At 74.7% G+C, this 13,172-nt stretch carries 1 protein-coding gene (only partly in view); it reads right to left on the reverse strand.

This entire window lies inside a single protein-coding gene on the reverse strand: locus ACZ607_RS08745, encoding a lonely Cys domain-containing protein. The 40,323-nt coding sequence extends 12,710 nt beyond the window's left edge and 14,441 nt beyond its right edge, so the window shows coding positions 14,442–27,613 — codons 4,814 (partial) to 9,205 (partial); the first complete codon in reading order (the gene reads right to left) occupies positions 13,169–13,171. The start codon and the stop codon both lie outside this window.

Here is a 13,172-nt window from a genome sequence, read left to right on the forward strand (position 1 = left end):
GCAGCGCACGCACCAGCCGCAGTGTCGTCGCCCGCGTCCTCGGCGGCACCGCGCCCGGGGTGCGGTGCAGTCCCGCCTCCCGCGCCAGCTGGTCCAGTTCGTGGTCCAGCGGCTCGGGCCGGCGCAGGACCCGGCGACCGCGCTCACCGTCGGCCGCGCTCATGGTGGAACGCCGGGTGCCGTCCAGGCCGGTCTGCCGGGTGGACCCGTCCGTCTCCCGACGGCTCAGGTTGGCGACGTACTGGTCGAGGGAGACGTCGCCCAGCGGGTCGTCGATGTGCGGGGCCGGAGCGTACGACGGCTGCGGGCGCGTGGGGTCGCCGTCCGACGCGCTCCAGCAGACCTCCAGGTGGATCCGGTGCCCCTGCGGCAGCTCCCGCACCTCACGCAGCCCCGCGATGTACGCGGCCGCGTCCCGCTTGCCCAGCCACACCGTCCGGCCGTCACGGAGGGGAAGCTGCATCCGGCCGGGTTCGCCGTGGCCGGCGTAGACGTACACCGCCGAGTCCATGGAGACCGGCTCGGTGGCCGCCGGCTGGGCCTGGGTACCGGCGGGCGTCCAGTGCACGAGCCGCCGAATCTTGCGGAGGGTCCGGAAGTCCCGCTCGCGGCGCCGCAGCCCGTCCTGCCGGTGGACGGCCAGCCGGCCGAACCGCTCGTGGTTCTCGTCGGCCAGCGGGCGCGTGACCACGTCGCTGTCGTGGAACGCCGTCCCGTCCAGCGCCGTCCACGCACGGTCCGCGTAGGGTCCGGTCGCGGCCGACGGGGCGACGGCCACCCACTCCCCGACCGGAGCCTGGGGGCCCGGGTCCGTCATCGCCAGGACGTGCGCGTCCCCGGTGCCGTCGGGAACGGGGCGTCCCATCCCGCTCGGCCCCCACACGGTGCGACCCAGCCGGTCGGCCACCGCCCGCAGCGTCTCCTGGTACCGGTCCCCCGCGAACGGGACGGCCAGGACGACGGGAACGTCCTCCGGCAGCTTGGCGAGTTCCGGGTCGGCGGCCAGCGCGTCCGCGACGCCCTCGCCGTCCAGCACGCGGCCGTCCGGCAGCCGCACCCGCCCGTCCTCACCGTCGGCCGCCACCACGTACGCCGACTCGGGCCACGGAGCGGGTCCGCTCGAAACCAGCTCGGGCGCCGCACCCGGGCGGGTCTCGACGACCCGCAGCGTCCCCGGCAGGACCCGGCTCATCGGCCCGGCCGTCCAGTTGCGGCCCTGCGGACGCCCCGACGGGCCGGTGAGCAGGGACTCCGGCGCCAGCAGCGGGTCGGTCGGGCCGGTGAACGCCCCGGACAGCGCCCGAGGCTCGGCGGGGGTCACCGCGGCGGCGGGCCCGGTGTCCGACGGCCCGAAGAAGGACGCCTCGACCGGCTGTGCCGCCATGCCGCCGACCGCGCCGCCCACGACAGCCCTGTCCCAGGCCCGCACGCTCTGGTGCCGCGGGACGATCGAGAGCCCCGAGAGCTCCAGGTGGACGCCGGTCGAGCCCGCGGCGGAGAGCAGCAGGAACTGCAGGGCCACCGGCAGCGGGGGCTCGGCCTGGCCGCTCGCGGTGAAGTACGAGCTGACGGCGGAGCGGAGGTCGCTCCAGGTGAGCGGCGTCCGGGCGCCGTTGGCCGCACGGGTCCGGTCCAGGGCCCAGAAGCCGCGCAGCAGCGCTTCGAGCGCGTTCGCGTCGTTCTCCAGCGTGGGGCCGTAGGTCAGCCGGACGGCTCGGAACCACCGCCGTACGTCGGGGGACCTGCCGCGGTCACCGGTGATCCGCTCGGCCCACCGGCCCAGTTCGGCGGTCGAGGGCTCCGGGCGGAAGCCCGCCCACCAGTCGCCCTCGGCCAGCTGCCAGTGCGGTCCGGAGGTTCCGTCGGAGGGCGCCAGGAACGCCTCGACGCCGCTGCCGGGGGCCCAGACCCAGCGGTCCAGGCCGTTGGCCAGGATCTGGCCGGCCGGCGGCGTCTCCAGCGGGTCGGCGGGCGGAGGGCCGGCCAGGTCGGCTCCCGTCACCACGACGGGGACCTCCGGTGCCAGTGCGGTCAGGTCTCCGTCGACCGCGAACAGGAAGTCCACGACCCGGTCGTAGCCGACCACCGCCTCGGAGCCGTCGGCCAGCGCGAGGACCGCGCCCGCGGGCCCGCCCCGGAGCCCGACCAGGTACGCGTTGTCGAACGGCAGCGTCTGGTGCGGGCTCTCCAGCGGCGCCGGGCCCGGCCGCAGGAAGGTGAACGTGGACACCTCGGGCAGCAGGCCGTAGGTCTGCCGCAGTCCGTCCTGCCAGTCCTCCAGCGGCCGGGTGGACGTCCCCACCGGTGCGTCGTCCGCGTCGCGGTGCCTGATCACCAGCACCCGGTCCAGGAGGATCCGGGACCCGTCCAGCGCGACCAGCTCCGAGAACCACGGCAGGAACGGCGGGGTCTGCCCGGGGTCGGCCAGGATGCCCAGGGCGGTGCGTGCCGCGTCGAAGATCTCCCGGGCCCTCGTCCGGCCCCCCGGGGGGATGTGGGGCAGCAGCTCGTACGCCTCCACGAGCGCCGCCCGCAGGCCCTGGTGGGCGGGGTGGCCGGCGTGCAGCGGCCTGCCCAGCGCGTATGCGCCCAGTGCGAGCGCGATGTTCCTGCTCTCCCACTCGGTCATCAGCTTCCTGGTGGGGGCGCCGGCCTGCGGGATGCCCGATCGCGCGGCCACCACGAGGAAGCCCGAGACACCCTGCACCACCGGGTTGCCCGTGATCCGCAGGACGGACTCGCGCAGGACGTCCTCGGGCAGCGGGGCCCGGTGCCTCAGCGCGCGCTCGTAGGCGCTGAGGCTGTACCCGGACATCTCCGCGACGGCGCGCCGGACCTCCTCGGGCGTCATGAACTGGCCCGTGTAGCCGAAGTGCCGCAGCTCCGCGAGGACCAGCGGAACGGCCAGCCGGCCGTCGTCGGTGTCCAGGGTCGGGTAGTCGCCGTCGTCCATCCCGACGGCGTAGCGCTGGCTGATGGGGTCGCCCTGGGACGTCCGGCCGGTGAGGACGGCCGTCCAGTGCTCGCGTGGCGTCGGCACGTCCGTGCCGGCGGTGTCGAAGAAACCGGTCTCGGGGGGCAGGTTCGGCGTCAGCCGCTGCCGGTAGAACTCCAGCAGTCTGCCCAGGTGCTGGACGGCGTCCTCGGTGAGCTGGTCGTGGCGCTCGTCGAGGAAGGACCGGGTACGGGGCCGCAGCGCCCGCAGGACACGGTCCAGGGCGTGCCGCGAGGCAGCGGGCAGGAGGTTCTTGATGAGCTCCGGATCGATCCCCGGCGGCCGTGAGTTGTCGAAGACGTTGCCGATCGGCGCGGCCGCGACGTTCTGGAAGCCCAGCCATCCGTAGCCCCAGACCTCGTCGACGTCCGGGACGGCCGCGAGGAACGGGACGATGTGGTTCTCCACCGCGTCCGCGCCGAGGACGTGGTTCGCGAACGTCGTGGTGACCATCTGGCCGAAGCCCCGGGCACCGGCTGTCGCGGTCTCGAACTGTCCGGCGGTCGACCGCTCGAAGGCGATGTCCTGGAGCTCCCGGAGGCCGACGGCGGGGTAGCCGACGGTGAGCTGGCCGTAGGCGGTCCAGTCGAAGCCCTCGGGAGCGGGGTTGACCTTCGTCGCCTGCCCGACCTCGGTGAAGGTCCAGCCGCCGAGCGGCCCCAGCACCTCGGTGAGCGGCACGGCGACCTGCCGCTCGTCCGCGATCCTCCCGGCGGCCCGCGCCCGCTGCAGCTGGGCCATGCCCTCTTCCTGGGTCTGCCTCCGCTCCCCCGGGATCACCGCCATCGGATCGAGGACGAACTCGCCGATGGTGTACTTCCCCCGGACGGGCTGCGGTTCTCCCGGTGCCACCTGCGGCCGGTCGACGTGGAGCAGGCCGTCGGCCGTCATCCAGAAGGCCCGGCCGTCGGTGACGAGCGTGATGCCGGGGCCGTGGGCCAGGACGAGTGTCGTGGTGATGCGGCCCGGCACCGCGATGAAGAGGTCCCGGCGCTCCTCCAGCTCCAGTCCGATGGCGCCGTACGAGGGTTCGACCGCCGCGTCCAGCTCCGCGTGCACCGTGGAGGACGACTGCGAGAACTCCGGCAGCGCGTGCTCCAGGGCCTGCCCGGCGGGGCCGACGACCACGGCACGCGCGTCGGACGCCGCGACGGCCGGCGGGAGCGCCGACACCTGACGGCCCTGACCGGCCGACAGGTCCACCCACAGCACACCGTCACGCCCGCTCACGTGGTACGCCGCCCACGCGTGCCCCGCCAGCGGACCCTGACGGCGCGCCAGGACGAACGCCACCGTGCCGGGCCCCTGGGCCGCGACCGCTCCGGCCACCGACGCCCACGACCGCACCCGGCGCCATCCGGGGCCCATCACCAGGGCCGACTCCGCGGCGTTCCCGAGGGTCACCGCGTCGTCCGCCGTGAGCGCCGGACGCACCCCCCGCCGGAACAGCTCGGCGCGCAGCGCCCCCAGCAGCACGAGGCACCGCTCGACCGTCATGCCGTGCACCGGCTCGCGGCCCGCCACCCGGCGCGCCGTCGCCGTCAGCTCCGCGCGGTCGAGCGGCGGCGGCGCGGTGACGTCCGCCCCGGTCAGGCTGCGCGGCGCCGCGGACGGCTTCGGCGAGGAGAACAGGGCATCGCCGTACGGAGCCGGCGCCAGGACACTGGAGTTGAGTCCCTGGAGCCATGCCTTGCGCCACACGCCCGGCTTCCCGCTCTGCGTCTCCGGCAGGCCGATCAGACGCATCGGGGCGGCCGTGGCGCCCGGTGCCGGGGTGGTCGGTGCGACCGTGAGCGCCCCGCTGTACGCCCAGCCGTTGCGCGCGGTGCGGTTGGAGAACGCCTCCGACAGCGCCATAGGGCGCCCCGTGCCGCTGCCCGCACCGGACAGCACGAACAGCACGGGAACACCGAGCGCCGTCATGCGCAGCACGGGCGCCAGGTCCAGCAGCGCCAGGAGCTCCCTGTCGGCCACCCGGAACGGCGGCGTACCGGGAAGGTGGAGGACCACGAATCCCTCGGCGTCGGTGTCCGTCCACACCACCAGGACGTCCTCGTGCTCCCCCTCCGCCGTCCACGGCGCGCGGAAGTGCTCGAGGGAGCTTCCGTCACCCTCCTTGTCCTGCCTGCCGACGCCCCGGAGGTCGACACCGCCGGGGGCGGGCCTGCCGCTCCAGTTGAAGCCCTGGAACTTCTCGCCGTCCCTGAGGTGGTGGGCCGGTCCGAAAGCTCCCCTGGACGCGAGGTGGAAGGCGGACAGCGTGAAGAAGTCCGCCGGATCGAGACCGGCCGAGATCGCCTGGGCCGTCAGCATCCACAGCTGCTGCTTCCTCGCCGGGGCCCACTGCTCGTCGGGGAACATGTGGAGGACCCTGCGGCCCAGCTTCTCCGTGAACGCGTCGTCCCGGCCGGCCATCTGCTGGGCGGCGCCGGCCATCGCCCAGAAGGCGTGGGTCACGGCGCGCTTCGTCACCGGGACGCTCTCGGGCTGCCTCAGCACGTTCCGCACGACGGCCGCACCGAGCTGGGTCATCTGCCGCATGGCGTGGAGGATCGCCGGGTCCGCGACGGCCTCGCTCAGCGGGGCCGTCGGCTTCTGCGCCACCAGCCGTGCGGCGAGGTCGAGGACCTTGCGGTAGTCGTCGGGGCTCGGCGATCTGCTCCCCAGCCGCTGGGCGATGAAGGTCCACAGCTCCATGCGGAACGGCGTGAACCGGCCCAGCGCCGCGTCGTTGGCGCGCAGGGTCTCCATCGCGCCGATGCCCTTGAGCAGTTGTCCGTGCAGGGGGCCGTCCGTCTCGGCCTCGGGGCCGAACACGATCCGCAGGGCCCGCACCAGCCGGAGGGTGGTCGCGCGCACCTCGGGCGAGGCCTCGCCCTCACCGGTGTGCAGTCCTGCGGCCCGGGCCATCCGGTCCAGCTCGTGCGGCAGGGGCTCGGGAACCACGTCCCTGCGCCGCCCGGCCACCCCGCCGGGGGTGTCGTGCAGGATGTGGGCGTCGGTGTCGAAGCCACTGCTCATCAGCGACCCGTCGGTCACCCGACGGCTCGCGTTCGCCGTGTGCTGGGCGAGGGACACCTCCTCCAGCGGGTCGTGCACCCGGGGCGCCGGGCGGTTGTCCAGCTGCGGCAGCGCCGGGTTCCCCGCGGAGTCGCTCCAGCACACCTCCAGCTTCAGGCGGTGGCCCTCCGGCAGCTCCGCCACCTCGGGGAGCCCGCCGACGTACCGTCCGCCGTCCGCCGCGCCCAGCCACACCGTCCGGCCGTCGCGCAGGGCCAGCAGCAGACCGCCCGGCAGCCCGTGGGCGACGTACACGTACACGGCGGGGTCGGGGGTCCGTGTCTCCTCGCTGATCAGGGCGGTCCTGCTGCCGGACGCCATCAGGTGGACCTGCTTCTTCGCCCGCAGGTACGTCCGCATCAGCCGCTCGCGGTCCCGTACGTCGTCCGCGTGCGACATCCGGCCGAACCGTTCGTTCCGGTCGGAGACCAGGGGCCGGGACGCGACGTCGCTGTCGCGGAACGTCGTGCCGTCCACCGCCGTCCACGTACGGTCCGGGAGCGGTGCGACGGCCTTCGTCGGGTGGAACGGCACCCACGAGCCGAGCGGCTGGTCCGGGCCGCGGTCGATCAGCGCCGGGACGTGCTCGCGCTTCTTGTTGCGCACCAGGCGGGCGTCGCCGCTGGGCGCCCACACCGGCCGCTCCAACAGGTTGGCGACGGCCCGCAGGTACTCCAGATACCGCTCGTTCGCCAGATTCGGCACCACCAGGACGACCGGGACGTCCTTCGGGAGCTTCGCCAGCTCGGGGTCCGCCGCCAGCTCCGCCGCCAGTTTCTCGGCGTCCAGCACCCGCCCGTCGGGGAACCGCACACCGTCCGGGTGGCTCCCGCCCCACACGACGTACGCCGAGTCCCCCCACGGTGCGGCCGCGTCCGCGCCCGGCACCTCCTTCAACGGCTGGCCGGGCTGCTCCTCGAACACCCGCACCCGCCCGATCCGCAGCTGGCGCACCTTCTCGTCCGTCAGGTTGCGGCCGCGCGGCGCGCCCGACGCGTTCGTCATCAGGGTCTGCGGCGACAGCAGGGAGCCCGCCGACGGCTGTGCCCCCTCACCGATGCTCAGCGCCCCGACGTCCGGCAGCGTCGCCGGGGCCGTGTCCTTCGGGCTGAAGACGAACAGGCCGGCCCCGCCGGTGGTCTGCTGCCGGGTGGCGGCGGTCCAGCGGGCCGGGGCCGTGCCCGCCGGGGCCGGCAGAGTGAGGATGCCGAGCGCTGCGGAGGGGTCGGCGGACGGCGCGAGGATCATCGGCGCGCTGTGACCGAAGGCGGGGCGACCGGTGGTCTGGGCGAACCGCTGCACCAGCTCCGGGCTCAGCGCCCCCGAACCGGTGGTCAGGAAGAGCACGGGAGTGTCCAGGGGGGCGGTGCTCAGCTCCGGGTCGAGTCCCAGCAGCGCCAGGAACTCGTTCTCCGGGACGGTGACGGGGGCGCGGCCGGGGACGTGGACGACGATGGTGCCGCCCGGTCCCGCCTCGACCACGCGCAGGGTGGGCATCGGCCTGCCCGGGAGGGTCCAGGCCGGCCGGACCGGGCGCACGGTGGCCCCGCCGGGCCCGGGTACCACCTGGTTCACGGCGCCCCAGTCGATACCGCCGGGTGCGGCGGTGCCGGACCAGTTGACGCCCTGGACGTGGGATCCCTGCCTGAGCCGGGTGTCCGGGCCGAAGGCACCGGTCTCCCGCAGGTGATGGGCGGCCAGCAGGTCGTGGTCGGAGACGTCCACGCCCTGCGCGATCGCCTTCGACATGAGGGCCCACAGGGCCTCGTGGTGCGACCGCTGCCACGCGGTCTCCGTGTCCAGGTGGAGGACCCGGCGGCCCATGGCCTCCCGGTCGGCCCGGGTGGTCACGCTGAAGATCTGGGCGGCGCGGGCCATGGCCCACAGCGTGGACGCGACATGCGTCGGGGTGTACGGCGCCGAGGCTGGCAGCGACTGCACGTGGCGGGTCATCTGCTCACCGGCGGAAGCCAGTTGCCCGAAGGTGACCTGGAGGGCCGGCACCTCCACCACCGAGGTCAGCCGGGCCTCGGGGTCGGCCGCCAGGCGGGCCGCGGCGAAGTCGAACAGGGCGAGGTAGCCGGCCGCGTCCGGGGCGCGGTCGGTGTGTTCCCGGACGTAGAAGTCCAACATGTCCATGCGGAACGGGGTGAACTGGCTGAGCAGCGGATCGTTGGCCCGCATGCGTTCCAGCGCGCCGATGCCCTTGAGCGCCCGCTCGTACCGTCCGCCGGGAGTGCCGCGGTCGTCCTCGATGCCGTCGCCGAAGGCGGTCCGCAGCGCCCGTACCAGCCGCAGTGCCGTCTCCCGCGTCTCCGGCGGCACGTCGCCCGGAACGCGGTGCAGCCCCGCGTCACGCGCCAGCTGGTCCACCTCGTGGTCCAGCGGCTCGGGGTGCCGCACGACCCGGCGGCCCCGCTCGCCGTTCGCCGCGTCCACCGTCGCGCGCCCGGCCTTGTCGAAGCCGGTCATCCGGGTGGCCCCGTCCGTGTCCCGGCGGGTCAGGTTCGCCACGTGCTGGGCGAGCGGAACCTCGCCCAGCGGGTCGTCGACATGGGGCGCCGGAGCGTGCGAGGGCTGTGGCCGCGAGGGGTCGCCGTCCGACGCGCTCCAGCAGACCTCCAGGTGGATCCGGTGGCCGGGGGGCAGCTCCCGCACCTCGCGCAGACCCGCGATGTACGCGGCCGCGTCCTGCTTGCCCAGCCGCACCGTCCGGCCGTCGCGCAGCGGAAGCACCAGCCGTCCGGGGGACCCGTGGCCGGCGTACACGTAGACCGCCGCGTCCATGGAGACCGTTTCCGAGCCGGTCTCCTGGTAGCCCGCGCCGGCGGGCGTCCGGTGCATGAGCCGCCGCATCCGGCGGAAGGCGCGGAAGCCCTCCTCCCGCCTCCGGACCCCGTCGTCCCGCTGTATGGCCAGCCGGCCGTACCGCTCCTGCCTGCCGTCCGCCAACGGCTGTGTGTACACGTCGCTGTCGTGGAACGTGGTCCCGTCCAGCGCCGTCCAGGCACGGTCCGGGTACGGGTCGGTCGTGGCCGAGGGGGATGCCTGCACCCAGGAGCCGATCGGCCCGTCCGGGTCGCTGTCCACCAACGCCAGGACGTGCGCGTTCCCGGTGCCGTCGGGGACCAGTCCGCCGTCGCCGCTGGGGCCCCGCACCGCGCGGCCCAGCCGGTCGGCGACCCGTTGCAGCGTCTCCTGGTACTGCTGTCCCGCGAACGGGACGGCCAGGACGACGGGGACGTCCTTCGGCAGCCCGGCGAGTTCCGGGTCGGCGGCCAGCAGGTCGGCGATGCCCTCGCCGTCCAGGAGCCGGCCGTCCGGCAGCCGTATCCGGCCGTTCTCGCCCGTCGCCGCCACCACGTACGCCCCTGTGGACCACGGGGCGGGAAAGCGCGACACGGTCTTCGGCTCGGCGCCCGGCCGGGTCTCGACGACCCGTACCGACCCCGTCACGACCTGGCTGACCGGCCCGCCGGTCCAGTTACGGCCCTGGGGGCGGCCGGACGGACCCGGGATCAGCGTTTCCGCCGACAGCAGGGGGTCGTTCGGCCCGGTGGGCGTGCCCGGCGCCGCCGGGGGCACGGGGGCGCCCTCCGCGGCGGAGGGCGCGGACGGCAGCGAGGCCGGCGGCGCGGTGGCCCCCGGCGGTGGCGCGAAGAGGGTCATCTCCTCGTCCTGCGCGTTCTCGTCGCCGATCGTGGCCCCGTCCCAGGCCCGCACGCTGTGGTGCTGCGGAGCGATCGAGAACCTGGACAGTTCCAGGTCGACACCGGTCGATCCCGCGGCGGAGAGCAGCAGGAACTGCAGGGCCACCGGCAACGGGGGCTCGGGCTGGCCGTTGGCCGCGAAGTAGGAGCTGACGGCGTGCCGCAGGTCGCTCCAGGCGAGTGAGGCCTGGAAACCCTGGGCGGCGCGGGTCTGTTCCAGCGCCCGGAAGCCCTGGAGGAGCGCCTCGAACGCGGCCGTGTCGTTCTCCAGTGCGGGGCCGTAGACCAGCCGGATCGCCCGCACCCATCGCAGGACGTCCGGAGCCCGCCCCCGGTCGCCGGTGATCTCCTCGGCCCACCGGGCCAGTTCGGGGGTCGAGGGCTCGGGGCGGAACCCGGCCCACCAGTCGCCCTCGGCCAGCTGCCAGCGCGGTCCGGTCGGACCGTCCGCGGGGGCCAGCACGGGTTCGATGCCGCTGCCGGTGGTCCAGACCCAGCGGTCCAGGCCGTTGGCCAGGATCTGGCCGGCCAGCGGCGTCTCCAGCGGGTCGGCGGGCGGAGGGCCGGCCAGGTCGGCTCCCGTGACCACGACGGGGCGTTCGGGGGCCAGCGCGGTCAGGTCCCCGTCGAACGCGAAGAGGAAGTCCACGATCCGCTCGTAGTCGACCATCGCGTCGGTGCCGTCCGACAGCGCCAGCGCGGCGACTCCCGGTCCGCCGCGGAGCCCGACCATGTACGCATCGGCGAACGGCAGCGTTTGGACGGGGCTCTCCAGCGGCACCGGGCCCGGACGCACGAAGCTGTACCCGACCACGTCGGACAGCAGGCCGTACGTCTGGCGGTGGGCGTCCCGCCAGTCCTCGGCCGGGCGGGAGGACGTCCCCAGCGGCTGGTCGTACGCGTCGCGGTGCCTGATCGCCAGCACCCGGTCCAGGAGGATCCGGGAGCCGTCCACCGCGACCAGCTCCGACACCCACACCATGGGCGGCGGCGTCCGCTCGGGGTCGGCCAGGATCTCCAGAGCGCCCCGCGCGGCGTCGACCATCGCCCGGAGCTTCGGCCGGTGCGGCGGGGGGAGCGTGTCGATGGCGTCGGACGCCTCGTCGACGGCCTTGCGCAGCGCCTGGTGCACGGGGTGGTCGACGGGCAGCGGGGTGCCCAGGGCGTACTCGCCCAGCGCACGGGAGATCGTCTGGCTCTCCCCCACCGACACCAGTCGCCGGGAACTGCCGGTCGGCTGCGGCAGACCCGCCATCAGCACCATCTGCACGAAGTGCGCGAGGCCCCGGATCACCTCGTTGTCCAGGATCCGGTTGATGGACTCGGCGAGGACGTCCTCGGGCAGCGGCGCCCGGTGGGTGAGTGCCCGCCGGTAGGCCTCGCGGCTGAGCGCGGACAGCTCGGCCACGGCCCGCCGGATGTCCTCGGGCGTCATCAGCTGCGCACCGTCGTACGCGAAGTGCCGCAGCTCCGTCAGGACCAGCGGGATCTCCAGCCGGCCGTCGTCGGTGTCCAGGGTCGGGAACTGGTCGTCGTCCATGTCGACCATCTGCTTCTGGGTGACGACCTTGCCCCGGGAGGTGCGCCCCGTCAGCACGGAGGTCGTGTGCTCGCGGGCCGACGGCACCTCGCCGATGGTGGCGTCGAAGTAGCCCGGGAAGAACGGCTTGTCCGGGGTGATGGTCCTCCGGTACATCTCCAGCAGCCTGCCGAGCGTGGCGGCGAGGTTGGTGCTGATGTCGTCGTGCTGCTGGTCGAGGAACTTCCGGCTGCGGGGCCGCAGGGCCCGCAGGACGCGGTCCAGCGCGGGGCGCGACGCCACCGCGAGGCCGTTCTTGACCATGAACGCGGTCGGGCCCTGGTTGAGGATGACGCCGGTCGGCCTGGCGACGGTGTGGGCGTAGGCGAACCTCACGTAGCCCCAGATGTCGTCGATGTCCGGGATCGGCGCGAGGAAGGGGACGACCACGTCGGGCACATCGGTCCGGCGGGTGAAGAGGCGGACGAAGTGCGCGGTGGCCTTCATCCCGAATTCCCTGCCCGACGCCTCCACGGCCCCGACGGCGCCCCTCGGCAGCCGGTCCACGGCCCGGTCCTGGAGCACGCTCAGCCCCAGGGCGGGGAATCCCGTGGTGGGCTGCACGTAGGCGAGGTTCGTCCGGACCGGGGTCTGGCCGACCAGGGCCTTGTCGCCCAGCTCGGTGGTCGTCCAGCCGTCCTGGGCGGGGAGCAGGTCGGCGAGGCCGATCTGCGGGGCGCTGCCCGGCTCGTCCCTGCCGTCCAGGGCCCGCTCCACCCGCCCCAGCCGTGCCAGCGCCTCCTCCTGGGACTGCCGCCGCTCCCCGGGGAGCACCGCCATCGGCTCGACGACGATCTCACCGATGAGGTAGCTGGCCTGCTGGGGCTTCGGCTCGCCCGGTGCCAGGTCGGGGTAGGTGAGGTGCAGGCGGCCGTCGGCGGTCCGCATGACGCTGCCGTGGTCCGTGACGATCTTGAAGCCGGGTGCCCTGGCCAGTATCTGCTTGGCCGGGACGTCCCCGATGCCGCTGATCACGAAGACCTGGCGCTTCTCGACCTCCAGGCCGAGTGCCCCGTAACGGCGCCCGGTCGCCGCGTCCACCACGGAGTGCGGGGTGGACGACGACGGTGCGAACTCCGGCAGCGCGCGCTCCACGGCCTGCCCGGCGGGGTCCACGACCACCACCTGCGCCTCGGAGGGCGCGACCGCGGGGGGAAGCGCCGACACCTGTCGGCCGACACCGGCCGACAGGTCCACCCACACCACGCCGTCGGGGCCGCCCAGGTGGTACGCCGCCCAGGCGTGCCCGAGCGCCCCGCCCTGACGCCGCGCCAGGACGAACGCCACCGCACCGGGCCCCTGGAGGGCGACCGCGCCGACGACCGAAAGCCACGACCGCACCCCACGCCACCCGGGGCCCACCACCAGCGACGAGGGCGCCGCCTTCACACCGACCACCGCGTCGTCCACCGTCAGTGCCGGACGCACACCGCGCGGGAACAACTCGCCGCGCAGCGCCCGCAGCAGCACCAGGCACCGCTCGACGGACAGCCCCACCGCCGGTCCCCGTCCCGCCACCCGGCGTGCCATCGCCGTCAACTCCGCACGGCTGTGCGGCCGAAGGGGGCCACGGCTGCCGGACCCGGTGCCCGGGGCCGCGGGAGCCGGCGCGGGGAGGGGCGCGTGGGGCTGCGGCTCGTACGTGTTCCCCGTCCCGTCCCACAGCGCGCGGAAGGCCGCCCAGACGTCGTCCTCCGCCCGGGGGTTGGCGCCGAAGGGGTGGGCGCCCTTCGGGTCGGCGCCGTACAGCTCCCGCAGCAGCGGCAGCAGCTTCGGCTCGTGGAGCCGGACCCACCCCGCCCCGTTGTTGCGGGGCAGGCCGGTGTAC

The organism is Streptomyces sp. NPDC104381 (assembly GCF_055583745.1).